Source organism: Campylobacter sp. RKI_CA19_01122 (assembly GCF_025771325.1).
Taxonomy (GTDB): Bacteria; Campylobacterota; Campylobacteria; order Campylobacterales; family Campylobacteraceae; genus Campylobacter_D; species Campylobacter_D lari_D.
The window spans coordinates 21,252-46,498 of sequence record NZ_JAKMPZ010000002.1 but is presented as its reverse complement, the minus strand read 5'-3'; the positions used below and the strand labels follow the sequence as shown (position 1 = coordinate 46,498).

Annotated in this window: 24 protein-coding genes; 2 read left to right on the top strand and 22 right to left on the bottom strand. The window is 27.7% G+C overall.

All coding sequences use genetic code 11. From position 1 onward, the window contains the following. From L8U37_RS01530 to dnaA, 17 genes are all read right to left on the bottom strand, one after another. Positions 1–645 carry a porin family protein gene (locus L8U37_RS01530; RefSeq protein ID WP_263728422.1) on the bottom strand — a complete coding sequence of 215 codons (645 nt, stop codon included), beginning with the start codon at positions 643–645 and terminating at the stop codon, positions 1–3. A gap of 42 nt (positions 646–687) precedes the next feature. Beyond that, entirely contained in the window at positions 688–1,020 is a 333-nt protein-coding gene (locus tag L8U37_RS01525) for a molybdenum-containing sulfite:cytochrome c oxidoreductase, molybdopterin oxidoreductase subunit (protein ID WP_044599454.1), read from the bottom strand. Positions 1,021–1,024: 4 nt separating this feature from the next. Continuing rightward, on the bottom strand, positions 1,025–2,281 hold the full coding sequence (locus L8U37_RS01520; RefSeq protein WP_044598061.1) for a molybdenum-containing sulfite:cytochrome c oxidoreductase, monoheme cytochrome c subunit: 1,257 nt from the start codon (positions 2,279–2,281) through the stop codon (positions 1,025–1,027). A gap of 171 nt (positions 2,282–2,452) precedes the next feature. Beyond that, positions 2,453–2,836 (bottom strand): preQ(1) synthase, encoded by a 384-nt coding sequence (queF, locus tag L8U37_RS01515; protein ID WP_263728421.1) that lies wholly within the window; start codon positions 2,834–2,836, stop codon positions 2,453–2,455. Further along, positions 2,833–3,396, bottom strand: a complete 564-nt coding sequence (locus L8U37_RS01510; RefSeq protein WP_261530181.1) for an RloB family protein — start codon at positions 3,394–3,396, stop codon at positions 2,833–2,835. Before L8U37_RS01510 ends, queF begins: the two co-directional genes overlap by 4 nt. Further along, positions 3,396–4,643: an AAA family ATPase gene (locus L8U37_RS01505; protein ID WP_263728418.1), complete on the bottom strand. Its 1,248-nt coding sequence runs from the start codon at positions 4,641–4,643 to the stop codon at positions 3,396–3,398. The genes L8U37_RS01510 and L8U37_RS01505 overlap by 1 nt, the downstream gene beginning before the upstream one ends. Before the next feature lie 138 nt (positions 4,644–4,781). Next, positions 4,782–5,534, bottom strand: a complete 753-nt coding sequence (locus tag L8U37_RS01500; protein ID WP_263728417.1) for an urease accessory protein UreD — start codon at positions 5,532–5,534, stop codon at positions 4,782–4,784. 1 nt (position 5,535) lies between these two features. Further along, a complete protein-coding gene (gene ureG, locus L8U37_RS01495; RefSeq protein WP_214125663.1) occupies positions 5,536–6,135 on the bottom strand; it encodes an urease accessory protein UreG in 600 nt (199 codons plus the stop codon). Positions 6,136–6,145: 10 nt separating this feature from the next. After that, positions 6,146–6,814, bottom strand: a complete 669-nt coding sequence (locus L8U37_RS01490) for an urease accessory protein UreF (protein ID WP_263728416.1) — start codon at positions 6,812–6,814, stop codon at positions 6,146–6,148. 2 nt (positions 6,815–6,816) lie between these two features. Further along, complete coding sequence (locus L8U37_RS01485; RefSeq protein WP_047207825.1) at positions 6,817–7,284, bottom strand: hypothetical protein; 468 nt, start codon at positions 7,282–7,284, stop codon at positions 6,817–6,819. After that, a complete protein-coding gene (ureC, locus tag L8U37_RS01480) occupies positions 7,284–8,981 on the bottom strand; it encodes an urease subunit alpha (RefSeq protein WP_263728415.1) in 1,698 nt (565 codons plus the stop codon). Before ureC ends, L8U37_RS01485 begins: the two co-directional genes overlap by 1 nt. Continuing rightward, positions 8,978–9,649: an urease subunit beta gene (ureB, locus tag L8U37_RS01475; protein ID WP_039617037.1), complete on the bottom strand. Its 672-nt coding sequence runs from the start codon at positions 9,647–9,649 to the stop codon at positions 8,978–8,980. The genes ureC and ureB overlap by 4 nt, the downstream gene beginning before the upstream one ends. A 47-nt stretch (positions 9,650–9,696) precedes the next feature. Beyond that, the gene (locus L8U37_RS01470) at positions 9,697–10,224 is read right to left on the bottom strand and encodes a hypothetical protein (RefSeq protein WP_263728414.1); all 528 of its coding nucleotides are present in this window, start codon (positions 10,222–10,224) and stop codon (positions 9,697–9,699) included. Beyond that, positions 10,221–11,216: an adenosine deaminase gene (locus tag L8U37_RS01465; protein WP_263728413.1), complete on the bottom strand. Its 996-nt coding sequence runs from the start codon at positions 11,214–11,216 to the stop codon at positions 10,221–10,223. The genes L8U37_RS01470 and L8U37_RS01465 overlap by 4 nt, the downstream gene beginning before the upstream one ends. 8 nt (positions 11,217–11,224) lie before the next feature. Further along, on the bottom strand, positions 11,225–13,543 hold the full coding sequence (gyrB, locus tag L8U37_RS01460) for a DNA topoisomerase (ATP-hydrolyzing) subunit B (protein ID WP_263671557.1): 2,319 nt from the start codon (positions 13,541–13,543) through the stop codon (positions 11,225–11,227). 9 nt (positions 13,544–13,552) lie between these two features. Continuing rightward, on the bottom strand, positions 13,553–14,620 hold the full coding sequence (gene dnaN / locus L8U37_RS01455; RefSeq protein ID WP_039617031.1) for a DNA polymerase III subunit beta: 1,068 nt from the start codon (positions 14,618–14,620) through the stop codon (positions 13,553–13,555). Between the two features lie 132 nt (positions 14,621–14,752). Further along, entirely contained in the window at positions 14,753–16,081 is a 1,329-nt protein-coding gene (gene dnaA, locus L8U37_RS01450) for a chromosomal replication initiator protein DnaA (RefSeq protein ID WP_220566951.1), read from the bottom strand. A gap of 122 nt (positions 16,082–16,203) precedes the next feature. Between dnaA and ruvC the strand changes: the two genes are divergently transcribed. Continuing rightward, positions 16,204–16,680 (top strand): crossover junction endodeoxyribonuclease RuvC, encoded by a 477-nt coding sequence (gene ruvC, locus L8U37_RS01445; RefSeq protein WP_263728412.1) that lies wholly within the window; start codon positions 16,204–16,206, stop codon positions 16,678–16,680. 2 nt (positions 16,681–16,682) lie between these two features. Here ruvC and L8U37_RS01440 read toward each other — a convergent pair whose 3' ends face one another. Next, on the bottom strand, positions 16,683–17,315 hold the full coding sequence (locus tag L8U37_RS01440; protein WP_133319079.1) for a hypothetical protein: 633 nt from the start codon (positions 17,313–17,315) through the stop codon (positions 16,683–16,685). Positions 17,316–17,436: 121 nt separating this feature from the next. Here L8U37_RS01440 and L8U37_RS01435 point away from each other — a divergent pair, with 121 nt between their 5' ends. Continuing rightward, positions 17,437–18,057 (top strand): DUF305 domain-containing protein, encoded by a 621-nt coding sequence (locus tag L8U37_RS01435; RefSeq protein WP_263728411.1) that lies wholly within the window; start codon positions 17,437–17,439, stop codon positions 18,055–18,057. A gap of 31 nt (positions 18,058–18,088) precedes the next feature. Here L8U37_RS01435 and L8U37_RS01430 read toward each other — a convergent pair whose 3' ends face one another. The 4 genes from L8U37_RS01430 to L8U37_RS01415 are packed head-to-tail and all read right to left on the bottom strand — an operon-like array spanning position 18,089 to position 25,136. Further along, a complete protein-coding gene (locus tag L8U37_RS01430; RefSeq protein WP_263728410.1) occupies positions 18,089–21,010 on the bottom strand; it encodes a type I restriction endonuclease subunit R in 2,922 nt (973 codons plus the stop codon). Then, positions 21,003–21,968 carry a DUF3644 domain-containing protein gene (locus tag L8U37_RS01425; protein ID WP_263728409.1) on the bottom strand — a complete coding sequence of 322 codons (966 nt, stop codon included), beginning with the start codon at positions 21,966–21,968 and terminating at the stop codon, positions 21,003–21,005. Before L8U37_RS01425 ends, L8U37_RS01430 begins: the two co-directional genes overlap by 8 nt. Next, positions 21,955–23,229: a restriction endonuclease subunit S gene (locus L8U37_RS01420; protein WP_263728408.1), complete on the bottom strand. Its 1,275-nt coding sequence runs from the start codon at positions 23,227–23,229 to the stop codon at positions 21,955–21,957. Before L8U37_RS01420 ends, L8U37_RS01425 begins: the two co-directional genes overlap by 14 nt. Then, entirely contained in the window at positions 23,226–25,136 is a 1,911-nt protein-coding gene (locus tag L8U37_RS01415) for a type I restriction-modification system subunit M (protein ID WP_263728407.1), read from the bottom strand. The genes L8U37_RS01420 and L8U37_RS01415 overlap by 4 nt, the downstream gene beginning before the upstream one ends. Positions 25,137–25,247 lie beyond the last annotated feature (111 nt).

Here is a 25,247-nt window from a genome sequence, read left to right as displayed (position 1 = left end):
TTAGAATTTATAAGTATATCCTAGATATAAACCATAATTTGTTTGTTTAGGATCATAAAAGTTTGAGCCAACAGTACTTTTATAAAAATTTCTTGTATTATAATGACTTTGTTCAGCTTTAAAACCAAACTCAATTTCATTTGCTTGATTTAACTCATATAAAGCACCGATTTTTGCTCCATAAGTATAACCATCAAAGTCTTGAGATAAAGATAAGAAACTTGTTTTTAAAGTAATATCCGTTCTTGCATAACCACCATATACACCTAAAACAGCTCTTGTTTTTTCAAAAATTTTTGGAGTAAAATCATAACCAAATAAAATTTTATGAGTAGTAAATTCTCCATCTATTTTTAATTTTGGTGTATTGATTACATCACTAAATTCACTAGAATAACTATAAGCACCATAAATTCTATGATTTTCACTAAAACGATAACCTGCTCTTAAGCCAAAAACAGGTATATCACCTTCTAAATCACCATTGTATTTTGTATTTTTATTAGTATGATCAAGATCAGAATTTACTTTAGTATGAAACCATCCAGCATCTACTCCTAAAAATAAACCAGAATTTTCATCAGCTAAAGCTAAATTTGAAACTAAAGCCACACTTGCGATTAAACTTAAAAACTTTATTTTCATTTTTTACTCCTTTATTTTTTTACAATAATACAAAATATTATATTATTTTTCTAGTAAAACTAAAGGAATTCTCCTTCTTGTATCGTATTTTTCTCCATAGTATTTTGTAAGATAATTAAGAATTTTCTCTTCATCTTCAGCAGGAATTTCCCATAAACCTTCTGAAGCTTGCATCCATCTAATAGCTGCAAGCCAAGCTTGCTTACTTGCACGCATATTAGTAATTAATCCTGATCCATGGCATGCTAAACAATGAGCTTCTACTAAAGGTGAATTTTCATCTATAATTAAGCCTGTATCAGGATTTATTTTATATTGTGAATTTGCAAAAATAAAAGAAAATCCTATACATAAAATTAAAACAATCTTTTTTATCATATTATACTCCAAAAACATTTACTCTATGACAAGCATTATTTATGTAACCATTAGGATTCCATTGTGCTAAAACCATAGGCTGACTATTTCCTTTGTTGTCAATTGCTCTTGCCCAAATTTCATAATATCCTTTAGTAGGAATTGAAATTTGTGCACTCCATTTTTGCCATGCAAGACGATTTAAAGGTTTTTCAACTTTTGCTTTAGTCCAAGTTACACCATAATCATTACTTACATAAACTTCGCTAACTTCAAGTTCACCCGCCCAAGCTTTTCCTCTAACTTCGAATTTTTTATTTGCTTTAATTTTGTCATTATTTTTGATATTAGTTATGATAGATTTAACAGGCATAGATTCTATTATTTTCATTTCGCCTTTAGTTGTAAAATCACCAGGTTTTACAGGATTTACAGGAACTTTGTAAGAAGTTTCCATTTTTTCACCATCATGAACTTTATTTCTTACAACAATTTTTGATAACCATTTACCGCTTGCACTTGCAGGATAACCTCCACAGACTAAACGAAGTGGATAGCCATTAATCCAAGGTATATCTTTACCTTCATAAGCCCAAGCAATTAATGTTTCATCTTGCATAGCTTTTTTCATAGGCACACCTCTACTAATAGGAGAAGCTTCTTCGCCATTTAATTTTGTATCGATCCCATAATACCCTATATAAACAGCATCATCTTTTATACCACAATCTTCTAAAATATCTTTTAATCTAACTCCAGTCCATCTACCACATGCAACTGCTCCATATCCCCATTGAGTTCCTTTAGTGCTAGGTATAACTTCACCTCTTCCATTACCACCGCATTCTAAAGTTAAAGCATAAGTGTAATGTTTAAATTTTTTCTTTAATTCATCTAAAGTATAAGTTTTGGCATTTTTTACACTTTCACCACCAATTTCAAGTGTCCAGCCTTTTTTCATTTTTTCTTTAATTACAGAAAGCTCAGGTGGAATACCATTATTTCTTACAAAGAAATTTTCAGGTTTTGTAAAATCAGAATCTAAAGCATAAATTTGTGTTTCAGCTGTCATAGGTCTTTGCCCATGATAAATCACATCTTTTTTACCTTCTATTTTAAAAGTATCTAATTCTTTAGCAAGAACTTTACTTCCTAAAAAGTAATTATCCAAAGAAACATTTGCTAATGCACTAGCTCCTAAAAGTGTAATACCTAAATTTTTTAAAAATCCCCTACGATCATCTTGTAAATTTTGGTTTTGGTCTAAATGATTTTGCATGTTTTATCCTTCAAATATAATTTCCGGATAAAATTTTAAAATATTTTTATATAAAATAATATAAAAATTATCTTATTTATAATGAAGTGTTTCTAAAAGTAAATGTATTTAAATTTTATGTTTTTAAAATTAATATAATATTGACTTTTAAAGTTAAATTAACTTTAAAAGTCATTTAGGTACTACTAAATCAGATCTACATTCTATAATAGTATGGACATTGCCACGCGGATTAAAATCACCTACTACTTTTATCCATTTTGGATCTAATTTTTCTTTTAAAGTATTGTAAATTTCATTTATACTTGCTTCATGTGAAACATTTTTATACATAAAAGTATTTATATAAAGTTTTATAGCTTTAAGCTCTACTACTAATTTATTTGGTATATATTCAAGATAAATAGTAGCAAAATCAGGATATCCACTACGCGGACAACAACACATAAATTCAGGCAAAGTAATTTTAATCACATAATCATTTTTAGCATCATTTGGCCATACTTCCATATTTTCTACGCTAAATTCTTTGATTTCTTTTTCACCATATCTCATAAATTTTCCTTTGGTATAAGTTTTTCCACTAATTCGTAAATATTAGTATATGGATTACTATTTTCTTGTAATTTTTTTGCATTATTAATAGCTATTTGTGTTTTGTTTTCTAATTTATCAAAATAATTTTTATTTTTTTGATATTCTTCGCCAAAATATTTTTTAAGCTTTTCACATAGTGTTTTACAGTCGATCTCACTTTGTATTAAACAAAAATGCAAATAATACCATAATTCAAAACAAGGATTGGAATATGCTACCCTTATATTATTTTGGTTAGCATCTTTTTTGACTATATCTATAACTTCTGCTCTTCTTTCATCACGATCAAATACTATCCATGATTCTTCATATTCATTTTCAGTTTTTTTATTAATACAAGTTTGTAATATATTATTAGGATCTGGGTGTTTCGCGCAATTAACTATCAACGAAAGCTTATTTACTTCTTCATATTTTTTAAAATTTTCAAAATATTGTATTTCTGTCTTTTCACCCTCACATATTATTAAAAACTTCGTTGTTTTTGATTTATTATTTTTAGGTCTTTTATATACCATTATAAAATCTCACCAAACTTATTTAAATCAGGTATAGCATTATATCTTCCATCTAAATACTCTTTCATTCTATTTTCATTTTCTTGTAAATCTTTAAATTCAATTAAAGAATAAATTTTACTTGATCCTTTATTATTTTTATCTATAAAATAGATTTGGTCATCTCTAAACATATCCATAACATTTACATTGTGCGTTACAAATATAAATTGAGCATTTTTATTTTTTTTAGAATGTATAAATTCTATAATTTTTTTTACCAATAAAATATGCAAACTAGAATCAAGTTCATCAATAAATAAAATTTGATTATTATTTATCACTTCCACTAAAGGACCTGCTAAATTAAATAAATTAATTGTTCCTTTAGATTCCTCACTTTTATTAAATTCAATTTCTTTTCCATCTAATTTATGTATAATTTTTAAATCAGAAATTAAAAATTTCTCTTTTTTATTTTCTATTTCATTTATCTTCATTTTTTTTTGATGCAATTCTATAATTTCTAAAATATCCTTGGGTAAATCTTTTTTCCTAACCTCTTTTTGTAAAAATTTTATATCTGTAATACCAAAATCCGCATTTTTAACTATATCCAGAACATCCTTTTTAAATTTATCATTTTGAATGATTTCTTCTGTAGTATTTAATTTTTCATTGTCAAAGATAAAATTATAACTTGCCAAACACTTTAAAATTTGTTTTGAAATAAATCCATTCTCACTATTGCATTTTAATAAAAATAATCCATTTTCTCTAGTATTATTTTCAAATCCTTTTCCTTCATCAAAATTTATACATTCTATTTTATTTTTATTTCTTATAAAAAGTAATTTTTCTCCATTATTTTGTTCTTCTTTATAAAGCCATTCTTTTAATATAATATTTTCGTTATATTCAAAACCATATCTATAAAGAATTTTATCTTTTTTTATACCTATGACAATTTCAAAAAATGTGGGCTGATTTTCTAAAGTTTTAAATGGAAAATAAGGTATTTTATCTTCACTTATAATAATTTTATATTCATTTAAAACTATAGCCATAAATACTCTAAATGCTGATAAAATATTTGTTTTACCACTAGCATTTGCTCCATAAAGTACAACACTTTTTAATAACGTTATTTGTTTATTAAATTCAAAAGTATTTTCTTTGTTTTTACTAATTTCATCATCAGCTACCATACTAAAAATAATTTCATCTTTTATAGATTTGAAATTTCTTATTTTAAATTGTATCAACATATATTATTCCTAATGTAATTTATATAATATACTTATAATGATATTATAATTTTTAAAATATTTTATTATTTGAATTTTTCACCATATCGCATTTATAATCCTTAGTTTGTTTTTAAAACTTTATAATACCACAATATTTTATATTTTATTTTGACAAAATTTAAAAAGCTTATCTTGGAGTAAAAGTAATTTTTCACTTTCATTGCTAAGAATTTTTATGCACAAACCCTCATAAAAAAGTTGATTTATATCGTCAAATAAAGCTTTTAATTCTTCATAAAACTCATCGTATCCAAAAAGATAAATACTCAAATAATGCGTATGATTTGCAAAAAAATTTAATTCATTTTCTTTCATATAGGAAGGATTGATTTTAATTTTATCATTTGAAATTAAAGTATCATTTCTATAAATTTGAGTTAAACTCTCATAATTTTTAAAAGCAAATTTTTCATCCATAGCCACTCTACCAAAAATGACAAAATCAACATAAACTAATCTTGAAAAAGAAGCTAGATTGATTTTTGTATTTTGTATAAAATTTGCATTCTCTTGAAGCAAAAGTGGTTTTGGCATATAAAAAAAGCTTGCACTTTCTTCAAGAGTAAAATCAATATTTTTACTCGCAAAAGAATCTTTAGTATCATATACCTTTTCATAACTTTGTGTGAGTATAGCGGTGTTTGTATTTTTCTTACATATGATTTCAAAACTTAAATGATCCTCTTTGAAAATTCCAGCACTAGAGTTTAAAACATATATACTAGTTAATTTTTTATCATAAAAATTCCTCATAAGCTTAAAAGGAGGAGTGAAAAAAGAATTTTTTATGATAGTTTTTTCATTGATAGTATCTAATGTAAGTTTAAAAACACTCTTTTGAGCAAACAAATCAATCCTTTAAAAGTGTGTATTTTTTAATCCAAGTAATGATTTCATCTAAACCTTCTTTAGTTTGAAGATTACTCATGATAAAAGGTCTATCTCCACGCATTTTTAAAGTATCTTCTTGCATGATTTTTAAAGAAGCATTCACATAAGGAGCTAAGTCTATTTTATTGATAATCATTAAATCAGATCTACAAATAGCAGGACCACCTTTGCGTGGAATTTTTTCTCCTTGGGCAACATCTATAACAAAGATAAAAAAATCCACAAGTTCAGGTGAAAAAGTCATTGATAAATTATCTCCGCCACTTTCTATAAAAATAAGATCTAAATCACTAAAACGCTCTTGTAAAAGTTCAACAGCTTCAAGATTGCAAGAAGCATCTTCTCTAATGGCTGTATGAGGACAACCTCCAGTTTGTACTCCTATGATTCTTTCTTTTTCAAGAACACCTTGTTTGATTAAAAAATTTGCATCTTCATTTGTATAAATATCATTTGTAATCACAGCCAAAGAAAGTTCATCTTTTAAAGCTTGACATAAATTTAATACTAAAGCTGTTTTACCACTACCTACAGGACCACCTATGCCTATTTTAACCATTAGAACCCTTTTAAGAAATATAAATTTTAAATGCTAAATTTTGGTGTTTTATACCCAAATAATCATTTAAGATATTGTGATTTTCACACCAATCTTTTAAAGTTAAATTTTGTAATTTAGAAAGAACCTTTTGAAAATCTTGCTGTAGTTGAAAAAGTAAAATCTGCCCTTCATTTTGCGATAAAGGCACAATTTTCACAAGAATATTAATAAAATTACTCATTAAAGCAAATAAAAAACTTTCATACATAAAATCAAGCTCATTATCTTTACAAAATAAAGCATACACAAAAGGATAAATAGGAGTTTGATTTCCTTTAATATATTGATTTAATAAAGGATTTGATAATCCATAAAGACTGACATTTTTTACAAAGCGTTTAGCTAAAAAAACATAAGCTTGACTTTGTTCTTTTGTAACTATACTTGATAAAAATTTTCTTTGATAAATTAGTAAATTTTCTACATCATTTGCATTTTCATAAGCTATTTTCAAAGCTAAAAGCTCAAAATACAAAATATTAGAATAAAGCTGAGTTTTTAAAACTTTTTTAGCATCTTCTATATTTTTTATATAAGCAAAATTCACATAAGATTCTAAACCAAAAGAATGTGAAAAAGCTCCTATAGGAAAAGAAGAATCACTAATTTGTAAAAGTAAAAAATTTAATTTATTCATCTTTATTCTTTAATAAGTTTAAAATTTGGATCAACTTGGATAAAACTTGGCATATCAAGCATATATTTTGGCTCTAAAATTTCCTCACATTTTTCGTATTTTATATTAAATTTTTCTAAAAACCTTATGATAGAGTTTTGCTCTAAAGTAATGAGTTTATGATCTTTATAAAATAAATTTAAGTGCATATTGCCCACTTGATAACTTATTAAAGCAAGGTTGTATTCATTTTCTATGTGAATTTTTAAAACCTTTTCAGGTTTGATTTTCACTAAAATCAAAAAATCCTCATCATATAAACAATCATTATGATTTAAACCTTTATTATTAGGCATTTTTATAGCGACATCTAGTCCTTTTAAAGTCGTTGTTCTTAATATCTTTTTAAAAGTATCAAACCAACTAAGCTCTAAAAAATCGCATTCTTTGTTTAAATCATAATGCGTTATTTTATTTTGAAGTAAAATCATTAAATCATAAAATATTTTCTAGCTAAAGCTAAAGAATCAACGCTCTTAGAGCTAATAAGCTCACCATTTATTTTTACTTCATAAGTTTGTGGATTTACTTCTATATCTTGAACTTTATCATTAAATTTCAAGTCTTTTTTAGTGATATTTCTACAATTTTTTACTGCAACACATTTTCTTTTTAAGCTTAATTTTTCAGGTATATTAGCTTCTAAAGAAGCTTTAGAAACAAAATGTAAAGCATTTTCATTTAAATTTGCTCCAAACATTTTTTCATAGATAATAGGCTCAGGCGTTGGGATAGAAGCATTAGCATCGCCTATTTTTGCACCTACTATCAAGCCACCTTTTAAAATAAGCTTTGGTTTTACTCCAAAAAATTTAGGTTGCCAAAGCACTAAATCAGCAAATTTTCCTACTTCAATAGAACCAACATAACTATCAATCCCATGTGCAATAGCAGGATTTATAGTGTATTTTGCTATATAGCGTTTAATACGGAAATTATCATCTAAATCATTATCTTCTTTCAAAGCACCAAATTCTTTTTTGCATTTATCAGCACTTTGCCATGTTCTTAAAATCACCTCACCTACGCGTCCCATAGCTTGAGAATCACTACTCATAATGCTAAAAACACCCATATCATGAAGTTTATCTTCTGCTGCTATAGTTTCAGGACGAATTCTACTATCTGCAAATTCAACATCTTCTTTGATTTTATTATCTAAATGATGACAAACCATAAGCATATCTAAATGTTCATCAATGGTATTTTTAGTAAAAGGCATAGTAGGATTAGTACTTGCAGGTAAAACATTTTTAAAACCTGCCATTTTAATAATATCAGGAGCATGACCACCACCTGCACCTTCAGTGTGAAAAGTATGGATAACTCTACCATTAATAGCTTTAATCGTATCTTCTACAAAACCTGCTTCATTTAAAGTATCTGTATGGATAGCTACTTGTATATCCATTTCATCAGCTATATTTAAACTAGCATCAATCACACTAGAAGTAGCACCCCAGTCTTCATGAATTTTTAAGCCGCATGCACCAGCTATAATTTGCTCTTTCAAAGCATTTTTATTGCTTGAATTTCCTTTACCTAAAAAGCCAAAATTCATAGGGTAATTTTGTGTAGCTTTTAACATAGAATGTATATGATAAACCCCACTTGTACAAGTTGTAGCATTTGTTCCCTCACTTGGTCCTATGCCACCTCCTATCATAGTAGTAACACCACTATATAAAGCACATTCAATTTGAGTTGGGGAAATAAAATGTATATGAGTATCAATACCACCTGCAGTTACTATTAAACCTTCTGCACCAATAATATCTGTACTTGTGCCTATAATTAAGCTAGGATCAACTCCATCTTGTATATCAGGATTACCTGCTTTTCCTATACCTACTATATAGCCATTTTTTATCCCAATATCTGCTTTATAAATACCGGTATAATCAACGATCAAAGCATTAGTTAAAACTAAATCCGGAAATTCTCCCTCACTCACACTTTGAGCCATACCATCTCTGATATTTTTACCACCACCAAATTTAACTTCTTCACCATATAAAGTATAATCTTTTTCTACTCTTAAAATTAAATCTGTATCTGCTAATCTTACTCTATCATTAGTTGTTGGACCATACATATTTACATAGTCTTTTTTGCTAATCTTAATCAAAGAAATCCTTTCTCTTTTGCTTTTGATAAAGCTTTAGTTTTATTTTCATCATTGATAAAATCATCACAAAGATTATTAAAACCTAAAACCTTTTTTAAACCACCAAATTCTATTAAACTTACTGTTTTTTCTTCACCTGGTTCAAATCTCACACTTGTTCCTGAAGCGATATTTAACCTTTTACCATAAGCTTTTTCTCTATCAAAAGACAAAAAGCGATTAACTTCAAAGAAATGAAAATGCGAGCCAACTTGTATAGGACGATCACCTTTATTGCTTACTTTGATTTCTATAGAAGTTTTATTTTCATTAAGCACAATAAATTCTGATGATAAAAATATCTCTCCAGCTTTTATTTTATCATCATTTGCTATAGGTTCATGTATAGTAACTAATTTTGTACCATCTTCAAAAGGAAGTTCTATTTGAATTTCATCAAGCATACTTGCAACACCATCTATCACATCTTCACTTGTAAGTAAAGTTTTTCCTATACTCATCAATTCACTTACACTTAAATTTTTTCTTGCAAGTTCCATTAATTCATAACATATATAAGCTAAAGCTTCATTATAATTTAATTTTATTTTTTGCTCTTTTCTATCTTTAGCGATTTTCCCTGCATAATGAAGCATTAATCGTTGCAATTGCTGCTGAGTAAAATGCATTTTAATCCTTATAATTTTTTAGATATTATATAACTATTTACTTGCTTTTAGGCAAAAAATTCTATTGCATTTTTTAATTCAGTTTCATAGTCTTTTTGAATTTCTATGAAAGGAAGATTTAAATTTTCACATTGAGTTTTAAGTTTTTGATGATTTAAAATAAGAGTGTTTATTTCTTCTTTTTCACTAAATAAACGCTTTTCTATAGCATTTTCATTTTGATAGATTAATTCATAATTTTGTAAAATATATTCTTTTGAAAAAATGATATAAAGTATTTTAATATCAGAATGATTTTGAAATTTTTGTAGCTTTTTTGGAGTAAGATAAATTCCTTCAATGATTAAATTTTGTTTATTTTCTATACAAGTTTGAATTATACCATCTACAATAGGAAATAAAAACTCAGCTATTTTTTCATCCTCATCTACTTTAAAAGGAAAATCTTTCATTCCTTTAATCAAACCCATTTTTAGATGATCTAAACTCAAATAAGGATAAGAAAATTTTTCAAGAAGTTTTTGAGCAAGCAAGGTCTTACCTGTGTGACTTTCTCCCCCAAGTAAAAAAATCATTCTTGAAAATTAAAAATTAGCTTTCTTAAATTTTCTTTTTTATTTTCTTGTAAAAAAGAAGCATTAATGGCATTAATACAAAGTTTTTTAACCTCATCTTTACTAAGTTTAAAAGCTTCATCTAAGGCTATAAAATTTTCTAAAATATATTCTCCAAAATACGCTGGATCATCTGAATTTACACAAACACAGAGATTTTGTTTTAAAAGTTTTAAAATATTATGTTCTTGCATATTTTGAAAAACTTTTAATTTTACATTTGATAAAGGACACATTGTTAGTGGAATTTGTTTTTGAATAATTTCTTTTAAAAGCATATTATCATGCTCACATTTAACACCATGATCTATTCTACTTGCACCAAGTTCTAAAGCTTGTTTGATATACTCACTACTTCCTTCTTCACCCGCATGTATAACTAACAAAAAGCCTTTTTCTTTAGCTTTTTGAAATAAATTTTTAAATTTAAAAGGAGGATTATTGATTTCAGAACTATCAAGTCCTATGGCTTTGATCTTATCTTTATATAAACAAAGCTCATCTAAAGTTTTTAAACCCTCATCCTCGCTTAAATGCCTTAAAATACAAGCGATTAAAAAACTTGAAATTCCAAATTCTTCTTTTGCTTTTTGCAAAGCTTGCCAAATTCCTTCTATAACATCTTTTAAAGCTATATTTCTAGCAGTATGAGTTTGAGGATCAAAGAAAATTTCAGTATGAACTACATTTTGCTCTTTACACTTTTTCATATAAGCAAAGGTTAAATCATAAAAATCTTGCTTGGTTTGTAAGACATTTGCACCTTGATAATATATATCTAAAAAATCTTGTAAATTTGAAAAATTATAAGCTTTTTGTATCTCATCTTCACTTTTATATTTTAAAACAATGTTATTTCTTTTAGCTAATTCAAACATCATTTTAGGCTCTAATGAGCCTTCAATGTGTAAGTGCAATTCTACTTTTGGAATATTTTGTAAAAAAGTTTTCATTTTAAAAATCAAACATCTAAATGTTTAACATCTTTAGCATGAGCTTGTATGTACTCACGGCGTGGTTCTACATCATCACCCATGAAAAGGTTAAAAGTATCATTTGCTCTTTGAGCATCTTCTATGGTGATTTTTAACAAACGACGATTACTTGGATCCATAGTTGTTTCCCAAAGTTGTTCAGGATTCATCTCACCAAGACCTTTATAGCGTTGTATATAAGCACCTTTTTTAGCATTTTTTTCAACTTCATCTAAAATTTCTAAAATATCTTTATCAAATTTTAAATCTCTATCTTTGATTTTTTGATAAATATAATTTGCCTCTTCATATAAAGGATTAGCAAATAAATCATCATTAATGATAAGCTCTTCTAAACCATTTTCAGTTTGCACATAAACACGAATTTCATTTTCATTGATATATGAATTTAAGATATTGTGATTTTGTTTTTCTAAAAATTCTTTTATGACTTTAAATAATTCTTCATTGGAAGCTTTTATCAAATCAGGATTTTCTATCAAATATCTAATCACTGAAATCACATTAAATCTTTTTTCTAATTCTTTTAAAACACTTCTATAAGCTGCAACGATTTTTAGAAAATCTTTTAAATCATTTAATCCTATGCCCTCATAAGTAGAACTTTCTATACCTGTTTCGATCAAATAATCATTTAAAGCTTTTTCATCTTTTAGATAAATTTCTTTTTTCTGTCCTTTTTTATAACGATATAAAGGTGGTTGAGCTAAATAAATATGTCCATTTGTTACAAGATCATTCATAAAACGGAAGAAAAATGTCAAAAGCAAAGTTTGTATGTGAGAACCATCTACATCAGCATCTGTCATGATAATGATTTTATGATATCTTAGTTTTTCTATATCAAACTCATCGCCGATCCCACAACCAAAGGCTGTGATCATATTTTGAATTTGTTCACTTTTTAAAATTTTATCTAGTCTTGCTTTTTCAACATTGAGTATTTTACCTCTTAAAGGTAAAATCGCTTGGAAAGTTCTTTCTCTACCTTGTTTTGCAGAACCTCCCGCACTATCACCCTCAACTAAATAAATTTCGCTTTCACTCGGATCTTTACTTTGACAATCAGCTAATTTTCCTGGTAAAGTCCCTACACTTGAACTTTCTTTTTTACGGGTTAATTCTCTAGCTTTTTTAGCTGCTTCTCTACCACGAGCTGCCATTAAAGCTTTATTCATGATAGCTTTTGCTTCGATAGGATTTTCTTCAAAGTATTTTGTCAAATACTCAAAAGAAGCCTTAGAAACTATAGGTCTAACATAGCTTGAACCTAATTTTCCTTTAGTTTGTCCTTCAAATTGTGGCTCAGGTACTTTAACACTTACAACTGCTATTAAACCTTCTCTTACATCATCACCTGTGATTTTAGAGTCTTTCTCTCTAGCACTAGCATTTGCTTCAATGTAATTGCTAATAACACGAGTTAAGCCCATTCTAAAACCTGCTTCGTGCGTTCCACCATCTGGAGTTTTTATATTATTAACAAAAGAAAGTAAATTTTCACTATAACTATCATTATAAAGCAATGCTACTTCAACATTTACATCTTCTTCATCTACATTGAAAAATATTGCCTTAGTTAGAGCTTGTTTTTTATTTAAATCTGTAACAAATTGACTTATACCACCTTCAAAATGAAAGCTTTCTGCTTTTCCTACACGATTATCTTTAAAATTTATAGTAATTTTTGGATTTAAATATGCAAGTTCACGAAATCTTTTAGCTAAAATTTCATAATCAAAATCAGTCACTTCAAAAATTTGATCATCTGGCCAAAATTCTATGATTGTTCCTGTTTTTTTACTTTTACCTATGGTTTCAAAATTACTTGTAACTTTACCTTCTGAAAATTCTTGGCGATAAATTTCTCCATCTCTATGCACTGTAGCAACTAATTTTCTTGATAAAGCATTTACAACGCTTACACCAACCCCGTGTAAACCACCTGAAACTTTATAAGTATCTTTATCAAATTTTCCACCTGCATGAAGCACGGTTAAAACTACAGTTAAAGTAGGGATATTTTCAGTAGGGTGAATTCCCACAGGAATTCCTCTACCATTATCACTTACTATACAAGAGCCTTCTGTAGTAATTTCTACATTAATCGTATCACAAAAACCTGCCATAGCTTCATCAATAGAATTATCCACTACTTCATAAATCATATGATGAAGACCGCCTATGTTGGTATCACCTATATACATACCAGGGCGTTTTCTAACAGCTTCTAAGCCTTTTAAAACTTTAATATTTCCTGCGCCATAATTTTGATTTTCTTGCATTTATTTTCCTTATAAAATAACTGGCATAATTACAGTTTGTAATTCTTCACTTGAAACTAAGAATGCCATATGAGGTTCATTTATGCTAAGTTTGAATGTTTCACTTTCAATAGAATTTAAAAAATCAGTGATGAATTTATTTTTAATGCAAAGATTAAATTCTTCATCTATGTTTAATTCCATTTCAAGTTCAGTTTTTGCTTCCATATTATCTAAACTAATACCTTCAAATACAAGTTTATCTTTATGGAAATTTAATTTCATTTTTTCAGTGATTACATTGATTTTTTTCAATGCATCCATAAATTCTTCTGTTTTAAAAATAAATTCTTTTGTGATATTTTTTGGAATTACTCTTTCATAATCAGGGAATTTATCATTAATAAGTTTTGTAAAAAACTCAAAATTATCATTTTTTGCAATCAATATATTTTCATCATAATAAATTTCAATTTTTTCAAAAAAGATTTTTTGCATTTCTAAAATAGCTTTTTTAGGGATACAAAGATTAAATTCTTTTTCGTTTGTTTTATTTAGTGTAAAAACCGCTAAGCGTTTAGTATCTGTTCCTACAAAGCTAATGTGGGTTGTTTTTATATCAAGTAAAGCACCATTTAAAGAATACTTTGGATTATTTGTATCAACTGCAGGTAGGATTTTTTTCAAAGATCTACTTAAATCACTTGAATCAATATCAAATTTATCTTTTCCTTCAGTGCTTGGGAAATTTGGAAAATCTTCATAATTAAACATAGGAAGTTTATATTTAGTTCCTTTTTGTCTAATAAAAAGGAAATTTTCTATAGTTTCTAAGACCACATCTTCATTATTTAAACTTTTAATGATATCTAAAATACTTTTAGCATTAGCAGTTGCAAAACCTGCACTTTCAACTTTAATTTTTTTGATTTTATAGTTAATACCTATTTCATAATCACTTGCCCTTATGATTAATTTATCTTCAACTACTTCAAAAAGTAAGTGAGAAGCGATGTTGCTTGAGTCTTTTTTATCTACATAAGAGTTAGTTAAAACTATGGCAGATTCTAAAGTGTTTTTATTAATGCTAATTTTCATTTTTACTTCCTTTGTTTTTTAAATTTATTTTATCATAATAATAAGCAATGTGAAAATGTGAAATGCTTTTTAAAAGCCTTTTTTTATAGAAATTTTACTCATAGAATAAAATTTTTTATTTTTCACTTTTATTCACAGGGTACTTTTTATTTTTGTTAAAATTTTATTTCTTAATTCTTCTACTATGGCTTTTAGGTTTTCATTTTCACTCATTAACTCTTGAATTTTTTTAATATTATGTGAAATGGCAGTGTGATCTTTCATATTAAAAAATCTAGCAAGTTGAGGCATAGACATAGTTGTAAGCTCTCTTGCTAAATATATCACAACCCTTCTTGCCATAACGATATTTTGTGTTTTTTTATTTGATTTTATATCATTTGATTTAAGATTATAGCTTTTTGAAACATCAGCAAGTATGTCTTCAACACTAATATTTTCTTTTGTTTCTTTAATGTGATCTTTCATAAAGCTTTTAACGATTTCTAAAGTGATTTCTTGATTAAAAAGCCTTGCTTGGGCATTTAGATTTGTAATCATACCTTCAATTTCTCGGATGTTATCTCCCATTGAAGTAGCGATGTAGCTTATAACTTCAGGTTTGAGATAAATAGCATTAAATTCACATTTTTTCTTGATAATTGCGATTTTTGTATCAAGCTGAGGTGGAGTGATATCTGCGATGATCCCATTTGCAAAACGGCTTTTTAAGCGTTCTGTTATGCCTTTTAACATGTTTGGAGGATTATCACTTGTCATGATGATTTGTCCAAATTTTTCTTTGATTTCATTAAAAGTAAAGAAAAATTCTTCTTGAATTTTATCTGTTTTACCTAAAAACTGCACATCATCGATGAGTAAGACATCACAATTTTTGTATTTTTCATGAAATTTACTCATAGTTTTGTTATTTAAATGCATGGTAAAATCATTGATAAAATTATCACTTGTAGCATAAATAACCTTATATCCATTATCCAAGCACACATTTCCGACAGCTTGAAGCAAGTGAGTTTTTCCAAGTCCTGTAGGGCCATAGATAAAGATAGGGTTGTATAATTTTCCAAGTTTGCTTTTATCGGTAATGGCTTTGCAAGTTGCATAGGCAAATTGATTAGAATCTCCTACAACAAAGCTTTCAAAAGTAAAAGAAGGATTTAAAATAGTACTTTGAAATTTAATCTGTGAAATATCTGTAGAAAAATGTTTTTTCTCTATCTTTTGATCATTTGTAATGATTTTAACTTGAGGGTTAATCCCTGTTTTTACTTCATAAAAATAAGCTAGTTTTTGTGCGTATTTTGTTTGTATAAATTTAGCCAAAAAATGATTTGGTGCGATAAATACTAAGATATTATTTTTACTTAATTTTTCACTAAATTGTAAGTGAGAAATGTAAGTATTGTATTCGTTATTGCTAATTTCAGTTTTAAATTCAAATAAAAAATCTTTTATATTCATTATTATTCTTATAAATTATGATGTAAAACTTAAAATTCTAGCTTATTTTTTATAAAAAATGGTTAAAATTATTCACATAAAAATTTAAATTTCACATCTATGTGAATAAAAAGGTGAAAAGTTTGAAAGTTTTAGGGATAGATCCTGGTTCTAGATATTGTGGATATGCTATTATAGAAAAAATAAATAATAAAAATCAACTCATAGAAGCAGGACTTATCAAAATCAAACCCAATGATTTACAGTATCAAATCACAGAATTATGTGAAGGACTTGATCTAATCTTTAAAAATCATCAGTTTGATGAGGTAGCTATAGAAGATATATTTTTTGCTTATAATCCAAAAACGGTTCTAAAACTAGCACAATTTCGTGGAGCTTTGAGTTTAAAAATCTTACAAATTCATGGAGAATTTGCAGAATACACACCTTTACAAGTGAAAAAAACCGTAACAGGTAAAGCAAAAGCTACTAAAGAGCAAGTAGCTTTTATGGTAAAAAGATTACTTGGAATTTCAAAAGACATCAAGCCACTTGATATTACCGATGCTATCGCAGTAGCTTTGACGCATTTAGCAAATTTGAGAGTAAAAAAGTGATTTTACTTTCCATTTCCTATAAAATAAATTTCAACATCATGTAGAAGTTTTTCACATACAGCAGAATCAGTATTTTTTTCTACTACTAGGTTGATATGATTTTTGGTATCTCTAAAACTTCCTGCAGATTTTGAATTTTTTAATTCTAATTTTTGATTATCTTTTAAATATTTAATAGTTATTACAAATTTATGTGCCGCAGTAGCTTCGCCTAGATTTGTTTCTATCAAAACATTCATATTTGATGCTTTTGCTAGGGTTGCTTGAGTTTTGTTAATCACTTCTTTCATTCTTCTATTGAGTTCTAAAATTCTTGAGATGAATTTATTATCTATACTTTCAAATGCTATTTTTAGTTTATTCATAATTTCTTGATTAGTAGGTTTATCAGGTGCTACATAAACCATATATAGGCCGTTTTTAATATCTACTTTTGTGCTTTTAGTATCACGCCCACTACCAAAAACTTTTATATATATAGCATTATCAAGATATACTCTATCTATCATAGGACCATAGATTTCATATTCTCTTTTTCTTACGATTACTTCTCTTGCGGCTACTTGAATTTTTACTGAACAATCATGAATTATAGGTTCCATTTCTTTTTTTATTTCAAGTAGTTCTTTTAGCATATAACATCCTTATTATTTTTTTAGTATTATAGATTATAACAAAAAAATGTTTTTTTCTTTGTTAATTTTAGTTTATATAATTTTTATAACATTCCAAAGTTATTTTAAAAAAAGGAAAAAAATGAAAATTAAAACTATAGTTTCAAATTTAGTTTTAGCAAGTACTTTATTTGCTGCAAATTCTCATCATGCTCATCATGGAGCTTCTGGAAGTATTTCATCACAAATCATGATGAGTATGCATGAACCTATGATGAAAAATCCTTTAGTACAAAGCAATGACATAGAAAGAGATTTTTTAGCTAATATGATTCCACATCACCAAGGTGCTATTGATTCATCTAAGCTTTTATTAGAACATACTAAAAGTGAAGAGATGAAAAAAATCGCTCAAAATATCATAAAAGCTCAAGAAAAAGAAATCCAAGAATTTCAAGAAATTCTAGATAAAAATCTTTATACAAAAACTCAAATTGATGAAGAAACTTATAAAAAATTCGTTCAAGAAGAAAAAGAGTTAATGCAAAAAATGATGATTTTAATGAGTTCGGTTAAAGAAAGCAAAAACATCAATAAAGACTTTTTAGAAGCGATGATAGCACATCATCAAGGTGCAGTAGATGCTTCAAAACAAATTTTATTTTATTCTAAAGATAAAACTATCACTGATATAGCGAAAAAAATCATTTTAGATCAAGAAAAAGAAATCCAAGAATTTACGAATTTGTTAAAGTATATGTAAAAATAGGTAGTTTGGTAAAACTACCTAGATATCATTTTGCATTTTCATAGATCATATTAAATATTGTGTTGGCTATTTTGTCTTTGAAGTCATTATTTTGAGTAAATTGTTTAAAAAGTTCCAAATTTAAATTTAAAAGATCTTGAATTTTGTCTTCTAAAATTTCATCAAATCTAATGCGCGAATTTTGCATACCTGATTTGTTAAAGGTTTCGAATATTTCTTCATTTTTTGCTATATCATCTTTTATATCATATAAGATTTTAGCTATTTTGTCGCTTTCGTTAAAGTCTATATTTGCGTATTTATTGTTAAAATCTTTGATGATGTTTGAAAGCTCTTCTAATTCAGCTTCAGCACTTTTACTCGAACCATTTGCAAAAGAAGGTTTTAGCTCTCCATTTCCTTGCAAAATGATATCTTGTGTTTTATCAAGTTGTAAGCGATAACTATCAAAATCCACATTATCTAAAATTCCTTTAGCTAAGTCTTCTGGTTTAGGTAAGATAATCTTACTAGTAAGTTTTTTAAGTAGTATATAAAGCTTTTCAAGTTCTATATCTTCATAGGGTAATATTTGAGCTAAAAAAGAATACTCTTTAAGATAAGTCCTTGCTTTATTATAAAAATCTAATTTTTCATCATCACTTTTTTGATCAAATCTAGTTAACATTGTGTCTAATTTTGAATGAATGACATTTTCTTTTTCATTTTTTAAAATGGCATTTGTAAAATCATCTATTTCTTCTTGGGTATAAATTTCATACTCATTTAGATTTGCTTTTAAATCAAAAATTCTATTATCATCTGTGGCTTCACTTAAGTAAGTTTGCTCATAAAATACACTAAAAGATTTTGCTATATCTTCATGGGTGTTTGCAAAGTCTAGCACGAAAGTATTTTCTTTGTTTTTGCAAGTTCTGTTTAGTCTTGATAGAGTTTGCACTGCACTTACTCCACTTAATGCTTTATCTACATACATCGTATGCAATAATGGCTCATCAAATCCGGTTTGGTATTTTTCTGCAACGATTAAAAAACGATACTCATCTTTTTTAAACTCATCTTTTAAAGCATTTTCTGAAAAACCATTCAAACCACTTTCGCTATAAATTTCACCTTCTAAATTTACTTCACCTGAAAAAGCCACTATAGCTTTAAAATGTGGATAATTTTTTCTTAAATACTCTCTAAAAACAAGATAATATTTCAAGGCATTTTCTCTTGAGCTTGTTACAACCATAGCTTTTGCTTTGCCATTTATCTTTTTAAAGCTATTTTGGAAAAAATGCTCACACATGATTTGTGATTTTTGTTCTATTGTTTTGATATTGTTTTGGACATAGGCTTTTAGTTTTGCACTTGCTCTTTTTTTGTCGTATTTTGGATTGTCATTTGTGCAAGATATGAGTTTATAGTAACTTTTATAAGTTGTATAGCCTTTTAATACATCGAGTATAAAACCTTCTTCTATGGCTTGTTTCATCGAGTAAAGATGAAAAGGGATAAACCTTTGCTCTCCATTAACATCACAAGGCATACCAAACATTTCTAAGGTTTTTGGCTTAGGCGTAGCAGTAAATGCAAAATAAGAAGCATTGCTTTGGAGTTTTTTGTTTTTTATGATTTCTAAAATTTCATCATCTAAATTTTGACTTTCATTATAGCTTTTATCTCTTATGGCTTCAGCCATTTTTTGGGCATTGCTTCCGCTTTGGCTAGAGTGTGCTTCATCGATGATGATAGCAAAAGTTTTGCTTTTTAAGGTTTTGATTTCATCTAAAATGAAAGGAAATTTTTGTATGGTTGTGATGATGATTTTCTTACCTTCTTCTAAAGCATTTTTAAGCTGTTTGCTTCCATGAGTGATGGCTTCGACTAGATCTTTTGTCTTCTGTGAAAAAGATTTTACATTTTCTCTTATTTGGCTATCAAGCACTTTTCTATCGGTTACTACGATGATAGAATCAAAGATGTTTTTTTCAAGTCTATGTAGGCTTACGAGATTATGTGCAAGCCAAGATATAGAATTACTCTTGCCACTTCCTGCACTATGCTGGATCAAGTAGCGTTGTCCTGTGCCGTTTTCTTTTGCATGGGCGAGTAGTTTTTCTACTACATCAAATTGATGGTATCTAGGAAATATGATGATTTCTTCATTTTTCTTTTTCACAACTTGCACAAAATTAAAAAATAAATTTAGCAAAGTGTCTTTTTTAAAGATTTTCTCCCATAAATAAGCTGTTTTTATACCATCACTTGGTGGGTTGCCTGCTCCATTTGCTAAGCCTATTTTACCACTACCATTGTTTAAACCAAGATTAAAAGGCAAAAATGTAGTCGCATCTTGATCTAATTTTGTACTCATATAGCAAAGATCATTATCTAGTGCAAAATGCACTATAGTAAGGCTAAATATAGCTTCTTTTGGGTTTCTGTCTTTTTTATACTGCTCTATAGCATGGAAGACATTTTGTCCGGTGAAATGGCTTTTAAGTTCTATGGTGATAAGAGGCAAGCCATTTAAAAAGATAACTATATCAAGGGAGTTTTTATTTTGCGTGCTATAGTGAAGTTGGCGTATGATAGAAAGGGTGTTTTGCTCGTATTTTTTCACGCTTTCTTCGTTTGCACTAGTGTTTGGCTTTGAAAAGGCTAGATAAATTTTAATGCCTTTTATTTCCACATAGCTTTGCAAGACTTTAACTATGCCTTTGGTTTTGATTTGTGACAAAATACGATTAAAAAGTTCTTTTTTATAGTTTTGCCCACAACGCTTTTTAAGCTCTTCTAATGCTACACTTTGCGTAGCTTGTAAAAAATTTTCAAAAAGCTCTACATCTAAACATAAATTTTTATCGTAATTTTCATTTGTTCTTTTGATATAAGCATGGTTTTCTAACAAATACGATTCTATAAAATCTTCTAAATCTTTTTCTTGGTAGTTAGTCATTGTTGGTTCTCTTTCTTTTATAATGTTTGTCAAATTCTTTTAAAATTTCTGTACTATAATATCCCTTTTTTTGCCCATTTTCATTGTTAAAATCTAAATATCTAATACTATAAAATCTTTCATTTTTTTGTAATTCTTTTTTAATACGATGAAATTCTCTATTTTGTTTAAAATTTTCATATCGACCCTTTATTTTTTGAATAAGTTGTGTGTAATTTAAAGGATATTTATTTTTAAAAACATCTTCACTATCTTGATATATAGGAATTCCTTCCGGACTAATCTTAGCTGGAATTCCGCCTTGTGATCTATTGAATTTTATATCCACAACAAGAGCAATATCATGAGGACTAGTTTCATCTAAATGCTGTATTTTCTGCGCGATAAATTGTAAAAGATTTTGTTGCTCTTTGGTCGGGCAACCTGCACTAAAAGATTCTGGTATATTAAAAGCAAGAGGAATTAAAAATAAGTCATAATTATCCAAAGATCTATTAAACCATTCTTCAATTAATATTTTATAATTTTTTAATGATGCAGTGGCTATTTGCAAAACTTGCTTATTAAAATAATTATTATTAAAAAAATGAATAGCGTTGTCTCTTATTGCTATCAAAATTTCTAATTGCGCTTTTAAATTACCATCTTGTATTTCTTTTTGAATTAGTTCAGACAATCCTATTGTTAAATAATTACCGGCTCTGTTTTTTTTATAAGTTATCTTTTTTCGAGTTATTCCCTTTTTTGTTTTAATGCTTTCTGGAATATATAAAGAATTTAATTTATTATTGTTATCTTTTAATATTTTTGCTTTTAATAATAATTCCCATGCATTTGTCATCAAAATACAAAAACTTTCTTCCCTGTAAGTAAAATTAGGTTTATTATATAGTTCAATAGCAGATAACGCAGCTTGAATAGATTTTTCTAAAATTACATTATATTTAGATTTTGGCATAAATTATCCTCCTACCGCATACGGCTTGGTTTATGAGTGTGGTTTTGTATTCTTTTATTAATTTTATTTGTTTTTCGGTTTTTTCTATCAATAAATCTATTTTTTTACATTTTTCATCTAAAAAATTTGTGATTTGTTCTTGCTCTTTTAATGGTGGAAGTGGAATTTTAAATTCTCCTATTTCTTTGATTGAAATATTTGGTTGTGCAGATCCATTACAAGCAAGCTCAATAAGCAATGAAAATCCTCTAGTTAAAAAATAATATTTTACAAGTTTTAATTTACTCCTAACAATGGCAACTCTTTGATTGATATAAGCTTTATTATCAGTATCGCAAAATGCTATTTTTCCTGTTGTTGCTCCACTTAAAGCAATTAAAATATCATTGTTGCTAATTAAAAATTGTTTCAATTTTTCTTTTTCTTTTGTTTTTAAGCAGTTATTATATAAAATTTTTTCTTTTTGTATATCTCCTATACGAATTACAGGAATTTCAAAAGTTGGATTAAAATCAAAGTTTTCAAAAGCATATCCATTTACAAAAGTTACCATTTTGTTGATTTTTACTACTTTCCAATGCTGTGGAATTTCTCCGAGATATTCTATGCCACTATCTTTGAAATTTACATTTTTATCAAGTCCTTTTGTGATTGCTTCGTTTATAAAGGCTTGTTTTTGCTCTTTTAAAAGTGTGATGAGTTTTTCTTTTTTCTCTATGAAATTTTTAATTTGCTCGCATTTTTCATCTAAAAAATTTGTGATTTGCTCTTGTTCTTTTAATGGTGGAAGTGGAATTTTAATATTTTGAAAATCTTCATATCTTAAATTATTCATATCCGAACAAAGTCCGTAAGAATATTTTTCATATTCACTAATCATATTTTTTGATTTTAATAAATAATAACTAAAACTAATATTTATTTGTTTATTTGGAATAGCTACAATATAAGCAGGACTTACTATACCTTTTTCAAGCATATTTATACCAACAGCACCTTGCCACATTCTCATTTTATTATAAGCTATTGCACCTATAGGAACTATTTTGTAATTTGATTTATCATCATTAGAAGTATCTTTTTTATTTGTTATATCATTTTGATAAACCACACCATTTGCTATAGTTACAGATAACAATGGGTAATTATTATCATTACATCTTACATTAAATTCATTAAAACAATATCTAATAGGAACTATATCCCAATGTTGCGGAATTTCCCCAAGCCATTCTATACCACTATCTTTGAAATTTTTCATTGCATGATCTCTTTTAAAAGATCTTGCACTTCTTTTTCTAGCTTTTCTAATTCGCTGTTTATTTCTTCTAGTTTTCTTGGTGGAGTGTAGGTATAAAAGTATTTATTAAATAAAATTTCATAACCCACACTAGCACTATCCCAAGCTATCCAAGAATTTTTTACATAGGGTTTTACTTCTGTGTCGTAGTAGCTTTGTATATCGATTTTGAGTGGGATTTTTTCTGTATTGTTGGTTTTATCGCTATCTATGATGAGGTTTTCTTCGCTTTTTTTGAGTTTTACACCTAAAAAGCTTATGAATTCGTTTCTATCTTCAAAATCTTGTGGGTTTTGCTCTAACTCTTGTAATTTTTCTAAAATTTTGTCTTTGTCTTTGAGTTTTGCAAATTTTTCATCATCTTTTAAAACTTCTATACTTTTTGGTTTTTCTATGGTTATTTTAGTATAGCCAAAGTCTTCATTGTCAAAAATTTTGCAGTCTTTGTTAGAAATATTATCTAAAAATAAATTTGTGATTTTTTCTATATGTTCTTTTGTCATTTCATTTTGTTTAGAGCCTAAAGACTTTTTCATTTTTGAAAAATACTCTTCGCTTGTGGCGTTTATAAGCTGGACTTTGCCTTTTTTATGTTCTGGCTTTTTGTTGGTGATGATCCATATGAAAGTAGGAATTCCTGTATTGTAAAACATATTTGTAGGTAGAGCGACTATAGCTTCAAGATAGTCTTTTTCTATGATGTGTTTTCTTATGGCTACCATGCCACTATCTGAGTTAAAAAGTGATGAGCCATTATGCACGCTTGCGATGCGAGAGCCTAAAGGGGTATCTGTTTTCATCTTGCTAAGCATATTGAGCAAAAACATCATTTGCCCATCGCTTTTGCTTGTGATACCTACGCTAAATCTTGAATCAGCACAAGTTGAATTTGAACCTTTCTTTTCTACGCCTAGAATTTTTTGATCATTTTCCCAAGACTTGCCATAAGGTGGATTGCTAAGCATGAAATCAAATTTTTTATCTTGTTGATCATTGCTTAAAGTGGAGCCAAATTTTATATGATCTGGATCTTCGCCTTTTATCAGCATATCTGCTTTGCATATGGCGTAGGTTTCGGGGTTGATTTCTTGTCCGTAAAGATAAATACTTGCTTTTGATTGTATAAGGCCATCAGGATCTGTGATGAATTCTTTTGACTCTGTGAGCATTCCACCGCTTCCGCAAGCATTATCATAAATAAGCCATGTTCCTTGTTTGATTTGTTCTTTTACGGGTAAAAATACAAGATGAGTCATAAGCTCTATGATTTCTCTTGGAGTAAAATGCTCTCCGGCTTCTTCGTTGTTTTCTTCGTTAAATTTACGAATGAGTTCTTCAAAAACATACCCCATTCCAAGGTTACTTAAGCCTTTGTGGATAACATTTCCTTTTTCATCTAAGATATCTTCTATGCCAAAATTTACCTTAGGCGAGCAAAATCTCTCTATCACTCCAAAAAGTATGTTTGATTCTTCTAGGGTGTCAAGTTGGTTTTTGAATTTGAATTTTGAGATGATATCTTTGATATTTTCACTAAAGCCATCTAAATAATTTTCAAAATTTATTCTGATATTTTTTGGATCATTTAGAAGGGTTTGTAGGCTAAATTTAGAATAATTAGAAAAGCCTAGGTTGTTTCCTTGTTTTCCGCCTAGTATAAAATCTAAATTTTCAAATTCATCTTTATAAGTGTCGTAAGCTTTGAGAACTTTTTCTTTTGTAGGTTCTAAAACCGCATCAATTCTTCTAATAATTGTCATAGGTAAAATAATATCGCGGTATTTACCCTTTACATAAACATCACGAAGTAAATCATCTGCCACGCTCCATATGAAGTTGATAATGGGTTGGAATTGACTTTGATTCATGGAGCTTTCCTTTTGTTTTTATTTATAATATATTATATAAAATCATCAATAAAAATCTTATAAATAATTTTAAATCTGTGCTTTGAATAAGAGAAATCGAAAGAAATAAAA

Bases quoted from the DNA above. Each gene is read 5' to 3' on its own strand.
- L8U37_RS01490 (WP_263728416.1), bottom strand. From the start codon at position 6,814: ATGAATAAATTAAATTTTTTACTTTTACAAATTAGTGATTCTTCTTTT.
- L8U37_RS01505 (WP_263728418.1), bottom strand. From the start codon at position 4,643: ATGTTGATACAATTTAAAATAAGAAATTTCAAATCTATAAAAGATGAA.
- ureG (WP_214125663.1), bottom strand. From the start codon at position 6,135: ATGGTTAAAATAGGCATAGGTGGTCCTGTAGGTAGTGGTAAAACAGCT.
- L8U37_RS01430 (WP_263728410.1), bottom strand. From the start codon at position 21,010: ATGACTAACTACCAAGAAAAAGATTTAGAAGATTTTATAGAATCGTAT.
- queF (WP_263728421.1), bottom strand. From the start codon at position 2,836: ATGAGATATGGTGAAAAAGAAATCAAAGAATTTAGCGTAGAAAATATG.
- L8U37_RS01465 (WP_263728413.1), bottom strand. From the start codon at position 11,216: ATGAAAACTTTTTTACAAAATATTCCAAAAGTAGAATTGCACTTACAC.
- L8U37_RS01510 (WP_261530181.1), bottom strand. From the start codon at position 3,396: ATGGTATATAAAAGACCTAAAAATAATAAATCAAAAACAACGAAGTTT.
- L8U37_RS01425 (WP_263728409.1), bottom strand. From the start codon at position 21,968: ATGCCAAAATCTAAATATAATGTAATTTTAGAAAAATCTATTCAAGCT.
- L8U37_RS01435 (WP_263728411.1), top strand. From the start codon at position 17,437: ATGAAAATTAAAACTATAGTTTCAAATTTAGTTTTAGCAAGTACTTTA.
- dnaN (WP_039617031.1), bottom strand. From the start codon at position 14,620: ATGAAAATTAGCATTAATAAAAACACTTTAGAATCTGCCATAGTTTTA.
- L8U37_RS01420 (WP_263728408.1), bottom strand. From the start codon at position 23,229: ATGAAAAATTTCAAAGATAGTGGTATAGAATGGCTTGGGGAAATTCCG.
- gyrB (WP_263671557.1), bottom strand. From the start codon at position 13,543: ATGCAAGAAAATCAAAATTATGGCGCAGGAAATATTAAAGTTTTAAAA.
- L8U37_RS01470 (WP_263728414.1), bottom strand. From the start codon at position 10,224: ATGATTTTTTTACTTGGGGGAGAAAGTCACACAGGTAAGACCTTGCTT.
- L8U37_RS01440 (WP_133319079.1), bottom strand. From the start codon at position 17,315: ATGCTAAAAGAACTACTTGAAATAAAAAAAGAAATGGAACCTATAATT.
- dnaA (WP_220566951.1), bottom strand. From the start codon at position 16,081: ATGAATATAAAAGATTTTTTATTTGAATTTAAAACTGAAATTAGCAAT.
- L8U37_RS01530 (WP_263728422.1), bottom strand. From the start codon at position 645: ATGAAAATAAAGTTTTTAAGTTTAATCGCAAGTGTGGCTTTAGTTTCA.
- L8U37_RS01415 (WP_263728407.1), bottom strand. From the start codon at position 25,136: ATGAATCAAAGTCAATTCCAACCCATTATCAACTTCATATGGAGCGTG.
- L8U37_RS01485 (WP_047207825.1), bottom strand. From the start codon at position 7,284: ATGATTTTACTTCAAAATAAAATAACGCATTATGATTTAAACAAAGAA.
- L8U37_RS01520 (WP_044598061.1), bottom strand. From the start codon at position 2,281: ATGCAAAATCATTTAGACCAAAACCAAAATTTACAAGATGATCGTAGG.
- ureB (WP_039617037.1), bottom strand. From the start codon at position 9,649: ATGCATTTTACTCAGCAGCAATTGCAACGATTAATGCTTCATTATGCA.